20 protein-coding genes are annotated in these 18193 nt (G+C 37.4%); 10 read left to right on the top strand and 10 right to left on the bottom strand.

Annotation, left to right across the window (positions count from 1 at the left end; all coding sequences use genetic code 11):
* On the bottom strand, window positions 1–315 hold a 315-nt coding region (locus QMD21_04600; protein ID MDI6856044.1), incomplete at its 3' end, for a GDP-mannose 4,6-dehydratase.
* A 120-nt stretch (window positions 316–435) separates the two neighbouring features.
* Window positions 436–1560, bottom strand: a complete 1125-nt coding sequence (locus QMD21_04595; protein ID MDI6856043.1) for a glycosyltransferase family 4 protein — start codon at window positions 1558–1560, stop codon at window positions 436–438.
* An 89-nt stretch (window positions 1561–1649) separates the two neighbouring features.
* Here QMD21_04595 and QMD21_04590 point away from each other — a divergent pair, with 89 nt between their 5' ends.
* Genes QMD21_04590 through QMD21_04580 form a run of 3 tightly spaced genes read left to right on the top strand, consistent with a single transcriptional unit; the run spans window position 1650 to window position 4811 of the window.
* On the top strand, window positions 1650–2804 hold the full coding sequence (locus QMD21_04590) for a glycosyltransferase family 4 protein (protein MDI6856042.1): 1155 nt from the start codon (window positions 1650–1652) through the stop codon (window positions 2802–2804).
* Between the two features lie 25 nt (window positions 2805–2829).
* Window positions 2830–3810 carry a GDP-mannose 4,6-dehydratase gene (locus QMD21_04585; protein MDI6856041.1) on the top strand — a complete coding sequence of 327 codons (981 nt, stop codon included), beginning with the start codon at window positions 2830–2832 and terminating at the stop codon, window positions 3808–3810.
* Entirely contained in the window at window positions 3807–4811 is a 1005-nt protein-coding gene (locus QMD21_04580; GenBank protein ID MDI6856040.1) for a GHMP kinase, read from the top strand. The genes QMD21_04585 and QMD21_04580 overlap by 4 nt, the downstream gene beginning before the upstream one ends.
* Window positions 4812–4816: 5 nt before the next feature.
* On the opposite strand, the gene QMD21_04575 is transcribed toward QMD21_04580, so the two are convergent.
* Together QMD21_04575 and QMD21_04570 are read right to left on the bottom strand one after the other, a co-directional pair.
* On the bottom strand, window positions 4817–5422 hold the full coding sequence (locus QMD21_04575; GenBank protein MDI6856039.1) for a CDP-alcohol phosphatidyltransferase family protein: 606 nt from the start codon (window positions 5420–5422) through the stop codon (window positions 4817–4819).
* Complete coding sequence (locus QMD21_04570) at window positions 5413–5940, bottom strand: adenylate kinase family protein (protein ID MDI6856038.1); 528 nt, start codon at window positions 5938–5940, stop codon at window positions 5413–5415. Before QMD21_04570 ends, QMD21_04575 begins: the two co-directional genes overlap by 10 nt.
* A 68-nt stretch (window positions 5941–6008) precedes the next feature.
* Between QMD21_04570 and QMD21_04565 the strand changes: the two genes are divergently transcribed.
* On the top strand, window positions 6009–7208 hold the full coding sequence (locus QMD21_04565; GenBank protein ID MDI6856037.1) for a CBS domain-containing protein: 1200 nt from the start codon (window positions 6009–6011) through the stop codon (window positions 7206–7208).
* A 115-nt stretch (window positions 7209–7323) separates the two neighbouring features.
* Here QMD21_04565 and QMD21_04560 read toward each other — a convergent pair whose 3' ends face one another.
* Genes QMD21_04560 through QMD21_04550 form a run of 3 tightly spaced genes read right to left on the bottom strand, consistent with a single transcriptional unit; the run spans window position 7324 to window position 11876 of the window.
* Entirely contained in the window at window positions 7324–9762 is a 2439-nt protein-coding gene (locus QMD21_04560; GenBank protein ID MDI6856036.1) for a metallophosphoesterase, read from the bottom strand.
* A 9-nt stretch (window positions 9763–9771) separates the two neighbouring features.
* A complete protein-coding gene (locus tag QMD21_04555) occupies window positions 9772–10761 on the bottom strand; it encodes a histone deacetylase (GenBank protein ID MDI6856035.1) in 990 nt (329 codons plus the stop codon).
* On the bottom strand, window positions 10758–11876 hold the full coding sequence (locus tag QMD21_04550; protein MDI6856034.1) for an alanine--glyoxylate aminotransferase family protein: 1119 nt from the start codon (window positions 11874–11876) through the stop codon (window positions 10758–10760). Before QMD21_04550 ends, QMD21_04555 begins: the two co-directional genes overlap by 4 nt.
* A 67-nt stretch (window positions 11877–11943) precedes the next feature.
* On the opposite strand from QMD21_04550, the gene QMD21_04545 reads away from it, so the two are divergent.
* Window positions 11944–12279 carry a hypothetical protein gene (locus QMD21_04545; GenBank protein MDI6856033.1) on the top strand — a complete coding sequence of 112 codons (336 nt, stop codon included), beginning with the start codon at window positions 11944–11946 and terminating at the stop codon, window positions 12277–12279.
* A gap of 2 nt (window positions 12280–12281) precedes the next feature.
* Window positions 12282–12722, top strand: coding sequence for a ribosomal protein S18-alanine N-acetyltransferase (rimI, locus tag QMD21_04540; GenBank protein ID MDI6856032.1), 441 nt, complete (start codon window positions 12282–12284; stop codon window positions 12720–12722).
* Between the two features lie 25 nt (window positions 12723–12747).
* Here rimI and QMD21_04535 read toward each other — a convergent pair whose 3' ends face one another.
* Entirely contained in the window at window positions 12748–12927 is a 180-nt protein-coding gene (locus QMD21_04535) for a hypothetical protein (protein ID MDI6856031.1), read from the bottom strand.
* Window positions 12924–13580: an acetate--CoA ligase family protein gene (locus QMD21_04530; protein MDI6856030.1), complete on the bottom strand. Its 657-nt coding sequence runs from the start codon at window positions 13578–13580 to the stop codon at window positions 12924–12926. Before QMD21_04530 ends, QMD21_04535 begins: the two co-directional genes overlap by 4 nt.
* A gap of 94 nt (window positions 13581–13674) precedes the next feature.
* Here QMD21_04530 and QMD21_04525 point away from each other — a divergent pair, with 94 nt between their 5' ends.
* The 4 genes from QMD21_04525 to QMD21_04510 are packed head-to-tail and all read left to right on the top strand — an operon-like array spanning window position 13675 to window position 17000.
* Complete coding sequence (locus tag QMD21_04525) at window positions 13675–14619, top strand: NAD-dependent epimerase/dehydratase family protein (GenBank protein MDI6856029.1); 945 nt, start codon at window positions 13675–13677, stop codon at window positions 14617–14619.
* 3 nt (window positions 14620–14622) lie between these two features.
* On the top strand, window positions 14623–15630 hold the full coding sequence (locus QMD21_04520) for a hypothetical protein (protein MDI6856028.1): 1008 nt from the start codon (window positions 14623–14625) through the stop codon (window positions 15628–15630).
* Between the two features lie 2 nt (window positions 15631–15632).
* The gene (locus QMD21_04515) at window positions 15633–16451 is read left to right on the top strand and encodes a transaldolase family protein (protein ID MDI6856027.1); all 819 of its coding nucleotides are present in this window, start codon (window positions 15633–15635) and stop codon (window positions 16449–16451) included.
* Window positions 16452–16463: 12 nt separating this feature from the next.
* Window positions 16464–17000: an SIS domain-containing protein gene (locus QMD21_04510; GenBank protein ID MDI6856026.1), complete on the top strand. Its 537-nt coding sequence runs from the start codon at window positions 16464–16466 to the stop codon at window positions 16998–17000.
* On the opposite strand, the gene QMD21_04505 is transcribed toward QMD21_04510, so the two are convergent.
* Complete coding sequence (locus QMD21_04505) at window positions 16992–18053, bottom strand: bifunctional phosphoglucose/phosphomannose isomerase (GenBank protein ID MDI6856025.1); 1062 nt, start codon at window positions 18051–18053, stop codon at window positions 16992–16994. The genes QMD21_04510 and QMD21_04505 overlap by 9 nt on opposite strands.
* Window positions 18054–18193: the final 140 nt, after the last annotated feature.

The following is an 18193-nucleotide window of genomic DNA, read 5'->3' as shown; positions in this document are numbered from 1 at the left end:
GCGCACAACTCCCAAGCCATTAACGTCTGTAGTGTAAACAGGCTGCTTAAAAGAAGTTTGCACGAAGCTCTGAGCTGCTAAATTATAAATTTCATCAGGCTGCGCAATACTCAAAGCGCTAATCAAAGAGCTCTGGTCTGCAAGATCGCCGTCAAGAATAGTTATTTTATCAAGTATATGCTCTATATTTCTGATATTGGGCGTAGAAAGCCTACGCACAAGCCCATATACAGTATAGCCTTTAGCTAGCAAGAGCTCTGCAAGATAAGAGCCATCTTGGCCTGTTATACCAGTTATAAAAGCAGTTTTTGCCATGTTTATGTGTAAGGCTATACTTGAATATCAAATTTGTGGGGATGTTTTTGCTAACCGCTATGTTTTTATTCCCTCATCGCACAAACTGAAAAGTATTTTCTAAATCATCTTTAGCTTTTTCTATCTTAGCACCTCAGAATAAATATTACTAATTTTTTCTGCAATAACGTCCCAGCTAAAATTTTCACACCAAGTTCTTGTATTTTCTTTACACTTGGAATAAAGAGCGCTGTCTTTGAGTATTTTTAGGATATTCTGCGCAAAATCTTCAGGCGATCTTTCGCATAACAAGCCGCAGTTACCAATAACTTCAGGTATACCCCCAACATTGCTTGCAACTACAGGAGTACCGCAAGCGATGGCTTCCAAAATACTTATACCGAAAGATTCATATTTTGTAGAGGTAACGAAAAGTTTTGCCTCGTTGTAAAGGTCTATCAATTTATCATTAGATACTTTGCCCAAAAAATCGATGTTTTCAGTTGCGCCAAGTTCCAGAGCTAAATTTCTCAGACTTTCTTTCACGCCCCAATCTTCGCCTGCTAACTTAAGTTTTATGTCAGGAATATCTTTTTTTACTATAGCTAGTGCTTTTACAAGGATTTCTAAACTTTTTACTGGCGAAAGGCGGCCTACAAAAAGGAGCTCATTCTCCTTTTCTTTACCTAAATCTTTAAACTTCTCCAAATCAACTCCACAGGGCACAACCGTGATTTTATCTTCTCTTATTCCAAACCTTTTACTAAGATATTTTTTCTCTTCGTTACTGAGCCCTATTATTCTATTTGCAAGCTCTAAAGTCCGTTTCCCTCGCGTAGAATCATAGATCGACCTTAAGAATTTGTGCTTTGCGAAAAAAGCTTTGTGTAATAAAGGTGTAAAAACTGATGGGATATTAAATTTTTTTGCAACTCTTATAGACCTATCTGTGTGATAATAACCGTAACCGTATGTATGAATGATGTCAAAATTCTTTAATTCCTTTTTTAAACCTCTTAAAACATTGCCATAACCTTCTAGAGGCAAAAGATGTTTTGAGGTAAGTCTTTCTATCTTTAGGGTCTGATATTCGTCTATCATCTCAGTTTCAGCTAATTTTTTGTAAGGAAGCTCTGTTTTTATATCTGAGGTGATTATAGTGATATCAAATTTGTTAGTTAATCTTTTACAAATTTCTAAAATAAGTGTTTCCGCACCACCAAGGGCAGGATAGAATCTTAGATTGACTACACCTATCTTTTTCATAGACTTAGCTTTAAAATGCTTTTCGGCACTAAAAAACTTCTCTATGCAAAACCAATATATTATTTATTCTGAGAACAGTTTCGGAATATATGAAGATAACTTCTATCGGCCATGATAAAGTGTACCCTCCGATAGGATGTGCACACAGGTCGTACTATATATTAAAATATCTAAGCGAAGATTTTGATGTTGTCTTGATTGGACATAGTGGGGCAATTACGAAGCTAAGAGAGTATACTATTAGCAAGAGCTTTAGCCTACTTGAGATCCCAGGGATGATAACAACAGCAATTGGAGCTTTGGGATACTTCCTCACAAAAAAGCCTTTATTTGATCCGGCGCTAGCTTGGACGTGCAGACGTTCTCCTTCTCTACTGAGCCGCTATTTAGAGCATGCAAATGAAAGTGAAATTCTTGTTTTCGAAGGCTGCTGGCATTTTCCCCTGTTGAGTAAGGTAAGAAACGGGAATGAAAAATTAATTGTTTACGATGCCCATAATGTAGAATATATTTTAAAAAAACAGGTCTATTCTAGCATTTTAGAAAAAAAGCTCTTACCTAAAATATTTGCTTTGGAAAAGAGGGCTTGCGAAGAGAGCGATATTGTTTTAACCACGTCTAAAGAGGAGAAAGAATCTTTTCTCAGTTTATATGGGATAGATAAATCAAAAATTCACATTGTACCAAACGGAGTAAGCCTTCCAGAAAAGGATAGAAATGTTATAGACAGAACAGTTCTTTTCATCGGCGGCACTTACTTTGCAAATTTTGAAGCTGCAAAATTTATAAATGATGCATTGGCGCCAAAACTGCCTGAGTTCACATTTAGAATTGCTGGAAGATGCTGCATCGAGGTGAAGAAGAAACAAAAAAATGTTGAGCTTTATGGGTTAATCTCTGAAGAAAAGAAAGATAGGTTATTAAGAACAAGCGAGCTTGCAATCAATCCCATCATGCATGGGGCAGGTGTGAATGTGAAAATGCTTGAGTATATGGCTTACGGCATGCCGATTGTTACAACAAGCTTGGGCGCAAGAGGAATAGAGTATGAGAAAGAGCCATTTCTCATTTCAGACTTAGGACAGTTCGATAGTGCCATAAAGTCATTAAGCACAAACCCAGAACTTATGAGAGAGTTGGAAAAAAATGCAAGAGAAACAATAATTAAAAAATATGAATGGTCTGTGGTTACAAAGGGGCTATCGCAGTTATTCCGCGAGAGATTAAAGGAGAAACTATTATAAACTATTTAGTTATTATGAAAAGACTATGAGAGTTTTAATCACAGGAATAAACGGGTTTATCGGGTCATGGCTTGCAGAGGAGCTTTTAAGCAGAAATATTTCCGTTGCAGGAACAGTGCTACATAAGAGAAAGACAAACAATATAAACCATATAAAAGACCGAATAGAAATAATCCAGTGCGATATTCGTAATAAAAATATCGTAGAAAAGATAATAAAAAAAGTCTTTCCTGATTTAATATTTCATCTAGCAGCGCAAAGTTTTCCTACAGTTTCTTGGCTTGATCCTACAGGCACTGTAGAAACGAACGTTATCGGGACTATCAATATCTTCGAATCTGTTAGGAGAACAAAACTCAACCCAAAAATCCTAGTTGCCTGCTCTAGCGCTGAGTACGGTCTCGTTACCCCGGAAGAGGTCCCTGTGAAAGAGGAGCATACCTTATTACCGCTCCACCCTTATGGTGTAAGTAAAGTAGCGCAAGACTTGCTCGCATACCAGTATTTTAAAAATTTTGATATTCATACTGTTAGAGCGAGGATATTCAATACAACCGGTCCTAGGAAAGTAAATGACGTTTGTTCTGATTTTGCAAGCCGAATCGCAGAGCTTGAGGTTAACAAGAAAGAAAATAAAATGCTAGTTGGCAATCTCAATACAAGAAGGGATTTTACAGATGTGCGAGATGTTGTCCATGCCTTCTGGTTGCTTATGGAGCACGCAAAACCTGGCGAGGTTTATAATATATGCTCTTCAAAAGCCTATCTAATCAAAGATATTCTTGATAAACTGTTGGGCTACTCGATTAAAGAAATCAAAATAGAGATAGATCCTAAGAAGTTAAGGCCCGCGGATGAGCCTATAATAATGGGCGATAACACCAAACTTAAAGCTCAATGCGGCTGGGAGCCAAAAATACCGATTGATAAGACATTAAAAGATACGCTGAACTACTGGCGAAATATTTATAGTCAGGAAGCGCAGTTAAAGGTGAGAAAAAAATGATCGTGCGGAGCAAGGCGCCTTTGCGCATTAGTTTTGGCGGTGGCGGCACAGATGTAGAGCCTTATCCTAGCGAAAGAGGAGGCGCAGTTCTCAGCGCTACAATAAACAAGCACGCTTACGCAACACTCATTCCTTCTAAGAAAGATGAGGTTGTTGTTCGTTCCCTGGATTACGATCTGGTTGCCAAGTATAAGACTGAGAAAGATTTTACCTATACTGGCGAGCTTGATCTTGTAAAAGCTACAATGAAGGCAATGGGCGTTAAAAAAAGAATGAATTTATTTTTGCATTCTGATGCGCCGCCCGGCTCAGGTCTAGGGAGCTCTTCCACCCTAGTTGTTGCACTTGTGGGTCTACTCAAGCACTGGCTTCGCAAGCCTATGACTGATTACGAGATTGCAGAGCTTGCTTATAAAATAGAGCGTGAAGATTTGGGTATAAAAGGGGGTAAGCAAGATCAATATGCAGCTACTTTCGGAGGATTTAATTTTATAGAGTTTTTAGGTAGTAAGACAATAGTCAATCCTCTCAGAATAGATAGAGATACAATAAATGAGCTTGCCTACCATCTATTGCTCTGCTATACAGGCAGAAGATTTGCTAAAAATATATTAAAGAGGCAGATTGAAGGCTATATCAAGAAAAAGGAAGAAGTTGTTAAAGCGCTTGACGAAACTAAAAAAATTGCCTATGAACTTAAAAATGCGCTTTTGCAAGCTCGTTTAGACGACTTTGGGAGATTACTGCACCAAGCATGGAAGAACAAACAGAAATTTGCTACCCATATAACAAACCCAAAAATAGATGCCCTTTACGAAATCGCACGTAGGAACGGTGCGCTAGGCGGGAAAATTCTAGGCGCTGGTGGTGGAGGCTATCTTTTGCTCTATTGTAAGTTTGATAAAAAGCATATTATTGCTGAGGAGCTTGAGCGCAGAGGCGGTAAGGTAGTTGACTTTTCGTTTGAGCCTCAAGGGCTACAAACTTGGGAGCTAAAATAACGTTTTTATTTGAGTTTTCTCCAGCTGTGCCAAGCTCTTTGTAAAGCGGTCACATTACCCAAAATAGCAAAATATATCATCATCCATTCAACTGCATAAAAATACCAAATTCTTTCAAGAATTAAAAATTGAGTTATCGGCACAACAATCAAAATAACAAGTCTATCAGCCCTCCCCAAAATGCCTCTGTACTCTCTTCCAAGCCCTAAAGCTTGCGCTTGCGTGCCCAAATAGCTTGCTAGTAAAACGCCGATTATAGCAAGAGCGCCAATAACAGGATTGCAGTAAGGCGAGAGCATTATTCCTCCTAAAATAAAAACATCCGCATATCTATCTAGAACATGATCCAAGAAGTCGCCTTTTTTAGTTTCTTTCTTTGCTATTTTTGCAACCCTGCCGTCGAGCGCATCAAAAAAAGAGCTCATAAAAACAAGTAAAGAGGCTGAAATTAGAGCAGCTTTGCAAAAATTGCTCAGCCAGAAGAAAAGGCCTGCGAGCACGGCAAGTGCGAGTGCAGCTACGGAAAGATAATTTGGATTTATTTGTCTCATTGGCCTTGCAAAAGGCTCTAGTAGTCTATCGCTAATATTTCTATACTTATCTAATACCATTCTAATATTTCCTCAGACCAGTCTATTTTACCAGCTTCGTAACATTTACCTTTTCCTTTCGTAATAAGAATTATTTTGTTTGCAATTTCTTCTTTGCTAAGCTTTGTAGAGTCTATTTCGTAAGTATTTTTATTCCTGTGCGCAGATTCTAAAGTTATCACGCCCAAAGCTTCTGCCTCTAAATTCTCTATAACCTTTCTCCGACTATATCCTTTTCTCACTAATCTTTTCTTTAACTCTTTAGGAGAGCATCTCAAAATAATTGTAATATCGTTATTCAAAAGATGCGCGAAATGCGATACCAGAAAAATTTTTTTCTGACTAAATTTTTGTTCTATCAAAGCCTCCAACTTTTTCAAATCTACGATTTTGCAATTTCTAGCTCTGTCATAGCCTTTAATAAAATTATGCCTTTCAGCTAAGATATTCAAATTAACAACTCTATAGCTTCTCTTTCTCAGTACTTTTGCAACAGCGCTCTTTCCAACGCATGGCACGCCTGTGAGCGCAATTCTCATAGAACTTCTATTGTATTTACAAATATAAATATTTATAACCCAAAATCTAATTACTATAATTTGCTGGAATGGAAAAACTTGTCAGTATTAACACTCTGAAAGTAAACGATTGCCTATCCCGAATACTAGCTACTGCAAGTGCTCAGGATATGCTCTCAGACGTTATAGGCAAGATGAAAAAACACGATATTTATGAGCTCCCAGTCGTTGAGAAAAATAAATTGCTTGGCTGGGTGAGCTATACTAATCTAATAAAGCGAAGGAAGCTAGCACTTTCCACTAACGTTAGTGTTGTAATGGTATCGTCGCCGGAAGTAAAGCCTGAAGATTCTATAATTGATACTGCAGAGCTACTTTTTTCTACAGGATTTAGAACTCTGCCAGTAACAAGAAATAAAGAGCTTCTAGGAGTAATTTCAAGATCAGATATTATTAAAGTTGCAGCTAGAATAAAAGAGCTCGCTAATGTTCCTGCTCACGAAATAATGAGCTCAAACCCCATTTCTATGCACGAAAACGATGGTATAATCAAAGCTAAAGATTTAATGCGCGATTTGGGAGTGAAGAATTTACCTGTGATCAATAATAAAAACAAGCTTGTAGGAGTAGTAGGCTTGAAAGACATAGTTATCCATTTCGAAGCTACGCGTGAAAAGAGCACTAAAGGTGAGTTCGCAGGCGAAAAAATACCTTCCGATGTAGAGATAAAAAGTTTAATGAGCTCGCCACCGATAGTTGCCAATCCTGACTCCAAAGTTACTGAGATTGCAGAGCTAATGGCTAAAAACGATATTTCTTCTGTGATAATAACAGAAGCTGAGAAGCCTATAGGAATAGTCACACAAGCAGATGTGTTGCGAGCAATTGCAAGTTTTAAGCCCAGAGATGTAGCATATGTGCAAATAACTGGTTTAGAGGAAGAGCCTAGTGTCTACGACGCAATGTACGAACTAATCCAGAAATCGCTAAAGAAGATCAATAAAATGCTACCACCTCAAATGCTTTTGCTGGATGTTGCTAAATACAAGCCCAGCGGTAAAACTATAAAATATTCCGTGAGAGCTAAACTACTCACTCCAAAGCGGATGTTTATCGCTACTTCTAGGAGTCAACTTTCACAATGGGATTTGATGAAAGCTTTGGATGAGGTTCTGTGGCATTTAGAGAGGCAGGTGAGAATAGACAAGAAAAAAACTAAGGATCTAACTAAGAAAATAAGCAAGCGCGAGAGCGCAGGCGCTAAAAGAGTTGATAAAAAATTTTTTTAATAAATGAAAGAAGCCCTTTTCTTTTTCTTCCAAAGAAGAAGAAAAGTCCTTCAGGGAAAAAGAAAAAGAATAGAACAATATGCGAACTTGATTAGAAGGATATTAAATGAAAAAGCTAATCATTTATCCAAGTCGATTCTTTAGTTACATAGACTAGATACCCATAACCTCTTTCTAAATAGAAGTTAGAAATATTAGTACCTCTAGTGTGCACTACAAATCTGTGCTTTGTGCTATCCCAATATGCTACAGCAGTACAATTTGTGATTTTTAGCTCCTTAGCATCTATAGATGTAGAATTGAACCAGCCTATGCTATTCCACCCTGGCTTCAGAGCTATTTGCAGAGATTGCAATCTTTCGCCTATAATCAGCAAAGTTGTAGGCTCTGTAACCATTACAAAATAGCCAACACCATTTTCCAATACAAAATCTTTTTCTGGATAACCTTTCTCATATAGATCAAATTTATTTGCGCTAGTACTCCATCTCCCAACGTAACTGCACGCAGAAATTGCATCTGCTAATTGAGAAGCGTTTTTATAACTCACATTCAAAGGCAGAGTAATAAAATTCCAGCCTGGTGAAAAAGTTAGATAGTATTTTATTGCTCGCTTGATAGTTACATTCTTTACACTGAGCTTTGAAATGTTAGTTCTCACATAATATACATGCATTGTTGGTAATTCAAGCTTTTGCTCTATTGTACCATTTTCTACGATGTACTCATACTCTGCTTCTGGAAGTGCTACCTTAAACTCAACAAATGCATTTTCAAAATCTTCTCTTAAATTGTTAGTTATAGTTGCAGTTACAGAGCTTGCAGTACCGTTATTGGCAGGGGTATAACTTAACTTCAATTGCTCTGTAGGAGTACACTTGGTATCGTCTCTTACACCGTTGCCGTCTGAATCGTAGGTATAGAAGTCAATTTTGCTACCATTAACTCTGATTATTCTGTAGCACCCGCCACTACCTTTTATAGCGCCGCCTTCCATGAACAAAGGAAATGCTGGCGAGCCTATACTGCCATCTTCGGTTATCTGCTTGTAGTCTCTATCGTAAATATTCGTTGCATGGGTATGCCCTACTAAACTGAACGTTACATTGTATTTTCTAATAAGCGCTTTGTAATTTTCAGAGTTGTGCTCTAGGTTATGCGCTGGGTGATGCATAAACACGAATTTTTGAGTGCTGTTGTTATTAGCGCTAAGCTGGTTTTCAAGCCATGTAATTTGCTCGTTAGTCAAGCCCTGACCGTTAGAATTTAGAGTGCTCACATACTTGCCAGAATCCATGCCTACAAAAAAGAAATTGCCGTATTTAAACGAGAAATCAGGATAAGGATTAATATATCTTCTGAATAAGACTATACCGGTATCCTCTAAAACGTAGGAATAGTCATGATTGCCATTTATAACATAGACAGGTACTCTAAACATGTGCAGTAACTCTTTAAACTTCAAATCCTGCTCACTTGCAGGAAATTCCTGTGTGCTCCACCAAGTAGGCTCTTTATCGCAGCAATCGCCAGTAATTATTACAAAATCAGGCTTTATTAGATTTGTCTCGTTCTCAATTATGCGCTTCATTTCATTGTAAGTAGAGCCTCCGCTCACAGAACCTATATGGGTGTCTGTGATCTGTATGAAAGTGAATTTTTCTTTTAATTTAGAGACTACTGAAACTGCGTTCGCTTCTCTATCAACAATGCTGTCTACTTTAACCTCCAGCAAATATAAATCTTCACGTGCATCTAAAGGTATTGTCACATTCAAAGTCCAGTTTTTAGGAGATGTTTGCATTATAGAATTGATCGGTAAATTGAAAGTATCGTAAGCAGTGCTAATACTAGCGCTCCATTCTGAGGTAGAGGTAGCGTCAGCGGTTACCTCAACATTAATCCATTTACCTTTTTCTTGTATAATTGGTACTGCTAGAATCGGTCTTAGAATGTTAACTGTAGTTGCGCCTTCAGTAACTATAACATCATCTATATACCAGCCTATACCATAGCTACTTCCGTAATTACTACTATCTGTATAGAATCTGAACCTTACTTGGATTGCGCTCCCTATGTATGAAGAAATATTATGGACATTAATCCACCAAGATTTTTCATATGCTGTGCCTGTATAGTTAGCTAATTGTGTCCATGTAGTTTCTGTAGCTTTTTTTATTTCTACGTAGAGGTAATCGTAACCACTTTCAGAGCTACCTCTAAATACATATCTGAATTTTGCATTTGTAGCTGTGGTCAAGTTAATTTCTTGAGACACTAAATTATAGTTAGCATTGTTTGCATCGTAAAGAGCTCTTGCAGAATAAATTCCTGAGTATGCGTAACTCGTACTCAAATTCCATTTTCCAGCTGGTGTTATACCCCATTTGCCTAAGCTATTTTCGAAATCATCTGAAAATATAGGGAGAGCTTTTTGTGCTTTGGTTTGAGCTCGCAACTCTGAAAGTTGTAGCGCCGGATATGAGTTGGGGAAGAGAGACGCAAGAGCTATAGCCAGAATAAAGAATGTAATTATGATTTTTTTAGCCCTCACTTTTTTTTTTCACAACCTCCAATATCTTTTCTGCACTTCTATTATTTTTTCAATTATTCTCGTTCCAATACCGCTAACGTCTCTAACGTCATTAAACTTAGATTCTATCTGTTTGTTTTGCATTGCGCCAATAATAGTTGCAACACATTCAGCTAGAGCTTCTAAATGATAGCCACCCTCGAGTACGAACATAGCTTTCCTTTCGCATAGCTCATTACTCAACTTAATAATCTTTTTTGCAATTTCTAGATATCCTGAGGTAGAGAGTGCTAATCCTCCAAGAGGATCCATGTAATGAGCATCGCTACCAAAACTCACGAGAATAATCTCAGGCTTAAATTGCTCAGTAGCAGGCTCTATAACTTTTTCAAATGCTAGTGTATAAGAGCTATCGCCGCAGCCGCTCGTAAATGGGATATTTATTGTAAATCCTTCACCTTTCCCTTTACCAACTTCATTTAAATAGCCAGTACCTGGGTAAATGCCGTATTGATGTATTGAGATATACAGAACTTTATCGTCTTCGTAGAAAATATCGCTTGTACCATTCCCGTGATGCAAATCAATATCAATAATTTCTGCCCTTTTGTTAAGAACTTTGGTTGCAATCGCAATATTATTGAAATAGCAGAAGCCGCCGCCATAATCTTTACCTGCATGATGGCCCGGCGGTCTTACTAAAGCAAAAGAAGTTTTCTTATTCTCATAGCTTTCAGTAGCTGCAAGGATAGCGCCTCCAGCAGCAAGTGCAGCTATTCTAAAAGTATCTGCATGCACAGGAGCCTCAAAGCCAATAAAGCCCTGGTTTTTTACAGCTTCAATGTACTCAAAGTCATGAACTTTTCTCAGATGTTCAATTCTAGCTTCTTTAGGCTCTAAAACATTATCCCAAAGCTTTTCTTCATTCAATTTTTTAACTATAGCTTTGAGTCTCTCAGGACTTTCTGGGTGACCAAAAGAAAGGACATGCTTAAGATAGTCTTGATGATAAATTATCATAAGCACTTAGCAATAGCTTCTAAAGCGCCAGCGCTTGCGTTATATCCAAATTTTTTCAAGCTTGCCTCTAGAGCTCCGAAAGTAGCTAGTAAGTCGCTAAAAGAACAAATACCCATATGACCTATTCTGAAGAATTTACCTTTATAAGGGTCTTGCGCACCTGCAACTATTACTCTGCGCTCTTCAAATAAGTTCTTTCTTAGCTCGTCTGAAATTCCATTTGGATATTTAATCGCAGTGAGCGTGTTAGAATAATTACCTTCCGAGAATAGCTCTAAGCCGAGACCTTCAGTTGCTTTTCTACAAGCATCAGCAAGTTTAGAAGTTCTTTTTATTCTAGTCTCAAGACCTTCTTCTTTTAGCATTACTAACGCTTCGCGCAAAGCCAGCACTAAAGGGACTGCAGAGGTATATGGTGTATCATTATTCTTTAGTCTGTCAATATGTTTTTTCAAGTCTAAATAATAATTTCTAGGCTCAAGTCTTTCATAAGCTTTTTGAGAAACTGAAAGTGCGGATAAGCCAGCAGGTGCTGCTAAACATTTCTGCGAGCCTGTTACTAGAATATCTATGTTCCAAGCTTCTGGCTCAACTACAATGCCTCCAACTGAAGTTATACCGTCTACAATATAATAGCAGCCATACTTTTTTGCTAATTTACCTATCTCTCCAGCTTGGTTTGTCATGCCAGTAGATGTTTCGTTATGGCACAGCACAATTGCATCGTAGCCTTTCTTAAGCTCTTCTTCTACTTTTTTAATATCTATAACTTTACCCCATTCGAAAGTAAGTGCTGTAGCGCTTGCGTAGAGCTGAGCTATTTTATACAAACGCTCTCCAAACTTGCCATTATACGGGCATAGAACTTTATCTTTAGGCTTTAGCAGATTCGAAAGTGCGCAATCTAACCCTGCGGTACCAGAGCCTGTAATTAGCGCTACATCGCGCTGCGAATTAAATGCGTATTTAAGCAGCTCTCTTACCTCTGCTAAAATTTCGCCGTATTCTTTGCTTCTATGATTTAATGCCGGCCTCAGCATAGCCTTAATAACGCGGGGATGCATTTTAACAGGGCCTACGAGCATGAAAATATTATCTTCTAAATCGCCTTTCATTTTTCAATCACTTAAACTTAAATATGCGAGCGAGAATTTAAATAATTTGGAGGTTATTTGACAATAAATGAGCAGAATTAAATCTTTCCTTTTAGGACTTGCGACAATTGCAATATTAAATTTACTTGTTTTCGTTCCTGGCTCAGGGCTGTTTCTTGCGCTGACTCTTGCACCTTTAATTGCGGGCTATTCCTGCGCTAAGTATGAAAAAGCTAGAGATTACAAGAACGCAATTGCTATCGGTATAGCTTGGAGCGCACTGCAACTGCTCTTAATCCTAATGTTAGTGCAATCATTATTTCCTAATATTGCACCTAAGTTAGGTTTTTTCGAAATATTTATATTTGCATTAATATTCATTTGCAATACAATTTTCTGCGCTTTAGGCAATAGACTGGCTTGAAAATGCTGAGAAAAGCCTCAGTTAAAGATTTAGAAGCTATTTATAGAGTAGAAGAAAGCTGCTTTGACGAAAATGAGCGCTATCCCAAAGAGCTTATACGTTATTTTTTAGCTATTGAAGCGACGTTAACCTTGGTGGAAGAGCGCAATAACACAATATTAGGATATATAACAATCTCAGTTAATAGAAACACTGCAAGAATAATTTCAATTGCTGTACTTCCGCAGTTTAGAATGAAAGGCATCGGTAGTAGATTGCTAGAAGAAGCTGAGAGGATAGCTAAAGAGCTTAAAGTTAAGCGCTTTATTCTAGAAGTTGGTGTGGATAACAAAGGAGCAATAAAATTTTACCTTTCGCACAACTACAAGATTGATTTTGTAATTCCTAATTATTATCCCGACCAAAATGCTTATAGAATGAGCAAGTCGTGTACGGAAATTTAACTGAAAATTGCCAGTTTAAAGTTTGTTAGCGCTGTGCAGTTAGCGCGAATTTATTTGCTATCTCAGTATAAAGCTTTTGTCTCAAATTAGGATTTTCAGTTGCCTCCTTTAATTTAACTTTCAAATATTCTGTGTTCTCAATGTTAAATAAAATTGCGTTTCTACTATCTGCTTCTGCATACTCTAAACATCTCAGCTTCTTCATCTCAATACCATTCTCGCATCTACTACAACAGCATCTTTTTCTCTTACAAAAACAGGGTTGAGGTCAAGCTCTTTGATATAGTCCTGATAATCGACAGTAAGCTCTGAGGTTTTCAGTAATATATTAATAAGCGCCTTTGGGCTTATTTTCATACCTCTAAACCCTTTAACGAACTCACTAGCTTTTATTTCCATTATCATTTCCTCAGCATCTTTTGAGTTTATAGGAACTACTCTGAAAGTTACGTCTTTAAAAAGTTCTGTATAAACACCGCCCAAGCCGAGCATTATTGCATGCCCAAAGGTATAATCTTCTACAGCCCCTATAATCAGCTCAAGACCGTGCTCTTCCATACTCTCAACAAGGAATCTTTCGTTTGTGAATTTTTTCTTGAATTCTTTAAAAGCTGTAAATAGCTCAGCTCTGCTTTTTATATTAAGCCTAACTCCACCAACTTCAGTTTTGTGAGTGTATCTGGGAGAGCATACTTTTAAAACCAGAGGATATTCCAGATTGAGCTCCCTAAGATCTTCTTCATAACTTACTAGCCTATAATTTGTAGTTGGAATCTCGTAGTCTTTAAGTAAATCTTTAACTTCTTTCTCGGTTAGTATTTTCCTGCCTCTGAAGTTTTTAATAAATCTTGCATGCATAAAATATAAAAATATTTTTGAGTGGATAATCTTTTTCTTTCAATTTTTTTTAAAAGAAAAGCCTTTATAAATTCAAAATCATATTCTGTTCTTAATGGAAAAAAAGATACTGGTTACTGGCGGCGCAGGTTTTATAGGCTCCCATTTGGTAGATAGATTGCTGAGAGCGCAAGCAAAAGTTACAGTCTATGATAATCTTGCTACAGGCAATAAAGATTTTTTGAAAGAGCATTTTAGTGATGAAAATTTTAGATTTATTGAAGGTGACCTGCTCGATCTAAATAAATTAAAAGAAGTTATGCGCGCTCAAAATTCAGTATTCCATTTAGCAGCTAACTCAGATGTAAAGAAGGGTACTGACAAAACAAATTTAGATTTAGAGCAGAATATAATTGCAACTCATAATGTGCTTGAGGCTATGCGCTTAAATAAAGTTAAAAAAATTTTATTTCCTTCTACATGCACTGTTTACGGTGAAAACATACCTTTCCCAATACCTGAGGGGTATGCTCCTCTACTACCAATTTCACTTTACGGCGCTAGTAAATTAGCATGCGAAGCTTTAATTTGCGCCTATTGCCACTCTTTCGACTTCCAAGCTTGGATTGTTAGACTTGCAAACATAGTAGGCTCAAGAGCCACTCATGGAATTGTGCTCGACTTCATTAATAAACTCAATAGAAACAAAAAAGAGCTTGAAATTTTAGGCGACGGCAAGCAGCGGAAATCTTACATGCTGGTAGAAGATTGTATTGACGCAATGCTCTTTTTGTTAGAGAGTAGTAAAGATAAAGTGAATATTTTCAATCTTGCAACTGAGGATACTGTCGAAGTGAATAAAATCGCAGAAATTGTAGTTGAAGAAATGCACTTAAAGGAAGTAAGCTTTAGATATACAGGTAGCGAGCGCGGCTGGCGGGGCGACATTCCCAAAATTCAGCTTTCTATTGAGAAGCTCAAGAAGTTAGGCTGGAAGCCTAGATATAACTCAGAAGAAAGTATAAGGCTGGCGGTGAGAGCTCTGCTTAAAGAGAACTAAAAAATGGCTATAATTGCAAGATCGCCTGTAAGAATAAGTTTTGGAGGAGGAGGTACTGACTTGCCATCTTATTACCAGAAATATGGCGGATTGGTTGTCAGTACAACGATAGATAAATATTTCTACACAGTTCTAGAGCTGAGGGACGATGATAGAATACAGCTAATTTCTGCAGACCTTCAGATGAACTATAACGTAAAAGATTTTTACGAATTAAAGTTTGGGGAGGGCTTTGATATACCAACTGCTGTACTAAAACATTTCAATATACAAAGGGGTATTAATATGTTCTTAGCTTCTGAAGTACCACCAGGCTCAGGATTAGGCTCTTCAGGAGCACTTGCTGTTAATACAGTTAAAGTTATAGATACTTTAGAGAGACTTAAGATGAGCAAGGAAGAAATTGCAGAAAGTGCTTATAAGATAGCTAGAGAAGAATTGAAGCTTCCCATCGGCAAGCAAGATGAGTATGCCAGCGCTTTCGGAGGACTGAATTTTATTAAGTTTGAAAAGGAAAAAACAATTGTAGAGCGTCTGAAAGTTAGTGAAGAAATAAGAAAAAGGTTAGCAGAAGATTTAATGCTGTTTTTTACCGGTAGGACAAGAGATTCTACAAAAATATTAACTATGCAAGATAAGGCTTGCGAGGAAGATGAGGAAAAAGTAATAGAATCTTTACACGAACTTAAAAAGTTAGGTCTTGAAGTAAAGTTTGCAATTGAGGAAGGCGAGCTTCGCTATTTTGGCGAACTGCTTGATAGATCTTGGCAGAATAAAAGAAAGCTTGTAGAAGGGATAACAACAGATATTATTGATAGAGCTTACGAAGTAGCATTAAAAAACGGCGCTCTAGGAGGCAAACTTACAGGAGCTGGCGGAGGAGGCTATCTAATGCTGTATTGCGAGCGCAAGAATCAAAACGGATTAAGGAAAGCTCTAGCGCAATTCGGATTTAAAGAGCTTGATTTTAAGTTTGAAGACAAAGGTGCAACTACTTTGGGAGAGTGGTAAAAATGAAAATATTTATTGACACCGCGAAATTGGCTGAAATAAAGGAATCAATTTCTTGGGGGATAGTGGACGGAGTAACAACAAACCCGAGCTTGGTTAGAAAGGCGCTCGACGAAGAAAGAACGAGAGTAAAAGTAAGTATAGAAGATTATATTAGTGAAATATGTAGAGTAGCTGGAGAAGGAAGGCCTGTGAGTTTAGAAGTGCTCAGTAATAAAGCAGAAAAGATGATTGATGAGGCTCAAATCCTATACAAAAAATTCAATCCAATAGCTAGAAATGTCGTAATAAAAATACCAATTAATACTTCTACTGAACAAGAAGCAAATGATTATGAAGGCTTGAAAGCGATAAAACAATTGAGTGAGAAAGGAATACCTGTGAACGTAACTTTGATAATGACTCCGGAGCAAGCTCTTTTAGGTGCTAAAGCAGGCGCTAGATATGTGAGCCCCTTTGCTGGAAGAATAGATGATTATTTAAGGGAGTGCGCTAATAAAAGGTACGGGAAGGATTTTCAGAAGAGCGATTACTATCCCAGACTTGGCGAAAAAGGAATGCACTATAAAGGAATAGTGAGTGGAGTAGATTGCGTAGAGAAAACACTCCAAACTTTCAGAAAATATAACATTAAGACTGAGGTAATAGCTGCTAGTATGAGAAATGCTCAGCAAGTAAGAGAAGTAGCTGAGCTTGGATGCGATATTGCAACAGTACCTTTTGGAGTACTTCAAGAAATGCTAAAGCATCCAAAGACAGAAGAAGGTATAAAAAATTTCTATAAAGATGCAATTGAGGCAAACTATGAAGAAATATTTTGAACGGGTGATAAAATGAGAGACAAAATTCTGGAGCATCTAGACACTTCTATAAAATGTGTTAATAATTTAAAGAAGCAGGCAGATAAAATTGAAAAGATTGCAAAAATAATTCAAGTCGCAAAAAACAAAAACAAAAAAGTATTCTTGTTCGGTAACGGCGGCAGCGCAAGCACAGCTTCGCATCTAGTTTGCGATTTCGCTAAGTTCAAAGGCTTAAAGGCTCTTGCACTTACTGACGATATCCCTCTAATTACTGCGTGGAGCAATGACGAAGATTATAGCGTAATATTCAAGGAGCAGCTAAAGAGCCTTTTAGAAAAAGACGATGTTGTGATAGGTATAAGCGGTAGTGGAAAATCTAAAAACGTGCTTGAAGCTATAAAATATGCAAATGAGAAAGGAGCTTATACAATTGGTTTAGCAGGCTTCGATGGCGGCGAGCTAAAAAAACTGGCTAAAGAATGCTTGGTTGTAGAAATTGCTAGTATGCAGCACAGCGAGGACATGCATCTTTTGATAGGGCATTTGCTAGCTTCACTCTTAAAGTAACTTTTTGAGCTTTTCTATTATCTCTACAGGAGTTGGATCCACTTTGCGCAGTAGCGCTAAATAATAGGAAGTAAAATCTCCTATATAAATCAAAGAGAGCATTTTAGAAATTGTAGAGTTGCCTTGCGCATAAACCTCAGCAGAATTTTTGAGAACTAATTTTTTAGTAATTCCTATTTTTTTACTGAGTTGCTCATTTTCATCGGCGCTCCTTAATATTATATGGAAGAATCTATTTGTGTTTTTATCTTTATTTAAACCTACTATTTCGTTATGACACATTTCAGGAAAACTACTTGCAAAAGCTATAACTTTAGAATTTTCATTAAGTTGAGTTTTCCATCTCCTTGCAACTGGGTAGAGATAAGAATGACCATAAACTATAGGAATTTTATTTTTTAATTTTAGCGCGAGCTCTTTACTGATATTATTAGCTTCGTTTTCAGGTATCAGATTGGCTCTCAAATTTCTCAACGTGCTAACCGCATCTTCAGTACCAAACTTAACAATACCAAATCTTTCAAGTATTCTAGCAATTGGCAACAAAAGGTAGGCAATAGCCTGTCTCGGCTGATAATCTTTTGGTATTTTCACTAAAGGAATTTCATGCTGCAGAGCCAATTTAGCAAGCCTGCCGTTGCTTGTAACAGCTATAATTTTACACTTTCGGGCTAGCGCTTCCGAAAATGCATTCAGAGTTTCCTCAGTATTGCCAGAATAGCTTATAGCGAAGACCAAAGAATTTTTATCTACAAAATTAGGTAATTCGTAATCGCGACTAACGAAAATAATTCTACCGAGCTCTCGCAGAGCCCAAGCGCTCAGGAGCTCTCCACCTATTGCAGAACCGCCCATGCCCGTAACTACAATATTATCGAATTTAAATTCAGGCAGTTTTGGGAGCTCAATATTATAAGCATTCTCTACCTGCTCTGGAAAAGCTTTGAGCTTATCGATAAATCTAAATTTATCAAATTTTTGTATACTTCGGAATTGCCTTCGGCAACTCCTCGTATATTCGTTCGCTTCGCCCATGAATATTGAGCTGAGCATATCTTAGAATTAGCCTAGTAGCAATTGAATTTTTCTAATGAAAGATAAAAATTATTATTGCTTAAAAGCCATCTTGCTATTGGAAAGAGAGTGTCAACTTAACACCTACTTTATCCAATAGTTAGTAAAACCAGTGAAAG

The sequence above is a fragment of the Candidatus Thermoplasmatota archaeon genome, assembly GCA_030018475.1.
In the GTDB taxonomy this organism is placed as follows: domain Archaea; phylum Thermoplasmatota; class JASEFT01; order JASEFT01; family JASEFT01; genus JASEFT01.
This window is presented reverse-complemented; position numbering and strand designations above follow the sequence as displayed.

Coding starts and splice junctions, on each gene's coding strand:
- QMD21_04595 (MDI6856043.1), bottom strand. CDS start 1,560: ATGAAAAAGATAGGTGTAGTCAATCTAAGATTCTATCCTGCCCTTGGT.
- QMD21_04590 (MDI6856042.1), top strand. CDS start 1,650: ATGAAGATAACTTCTATCGGCCATGATAAAGTGTACCCTCCGATAGGA.
- QMD21_04585 (MDI6856041.1), top strand. CDS start 2,830: ATGAGAGTTTTAATCACAGGAATAAACGGGTTTATCGGGTCATGGCTT.
- QMD21_04580 (MDI6856040.1), top strand. CDS start 3,807: ATGATCGTGCGGAGCAAGGCGCCTTTGCGCATTAGTTTTGGCGGTGGC.
- QMD21_04575 (MDI6856039.1), bottom strand. CDS start 5,422: ATGGTATTAGATAAGTATAGAAATATTAGCGATAGACTACTAGAGCCT.
- QMD21_04570 (MDI6856038.1), bottom strand. CDS start 5,940: ATGAGAATTGCGCTCACAGGCGTGCCATGCGTTGGAAAGAGCGCTGTT.
- QMD21_04565 (MDI6856037.1), top strand. CDS start 6,009: ATGGAAAAACTTGTCAGTATTAACACTCTGAAAGTAAACGATTGCCTA.
- QMD21_04555 (MDI6856035.1), bottom strand. CDS start 10,761: ATGATAATTTATCATCAAGACTATCTTAAGCATGTCCTTTCTTTTGGT.
- QMD21_04550 (MDI6856034.1), bottom strand. CDS start 11,876: ATGAAAGGCGATTTAGAAGATAATATTTTCATGCTCGTAGGCCCTGTT.
- QMD21_04545 (MDI6856033.1), top strand. CDS start 11,944: ATGAGCAGAATTAAATCTTTCCTTTTAGGACTTGCGACAATTGCAATA.
- rimI (MDI6856032.1), top strand. CDS start 12,282: ATGCTGAGAAAAGCCTCAGTTAAAGATTTAGAAGCTATTTATAGAGTA.
- QMD21_04535 (MDI6856031.1), bottom strand. CDS start 12,927: ATGAAGAAGCTGAGATGTTTAGAGTATGCAGAAGCAGATAGTAGAAAC.
- QMD21_04530 (MDI6856030.1), bottom strand. CDS start 13,580: ATGCATGCAAGATTTATTAAAAACTTCAGAGGCAGGAAAATACTAACC.
- QMD21_04525 (MDI6856029.1), top strand. CDS start 13,675: ATGGAAAAAAAGATACTGGTTACTGGCGGCGCAGGTTTTATAGGCTCC.
- QMD21_04520 (MDI6856028.1), top strand. CDS start 14,623: ATGGCTATAATTGCAAGATCGCCTGTAAGAATAAGTTTTGGAGGAGGA.
- QMD21_04515 (MDI6856027.1), top strand. CDS start 15,633: ATGAAAATATTTATTGACACCGCGAAATTGGCTGAAATAAAGGAATCA.
- QMD21_04510 (MDI6856026.1), top strand. CDS start 16,464: ATGAGAGACAAAATTCTGGAGCATCTAGACACTTCTATAAAATGTGTT.
- QMD21_04505 (MDI6856025.1), bottom strand. CDS start 18,053: ATGCTCAGCTCAATATTCATGGGCGAAGCGAACGAATATACGAGGAGT.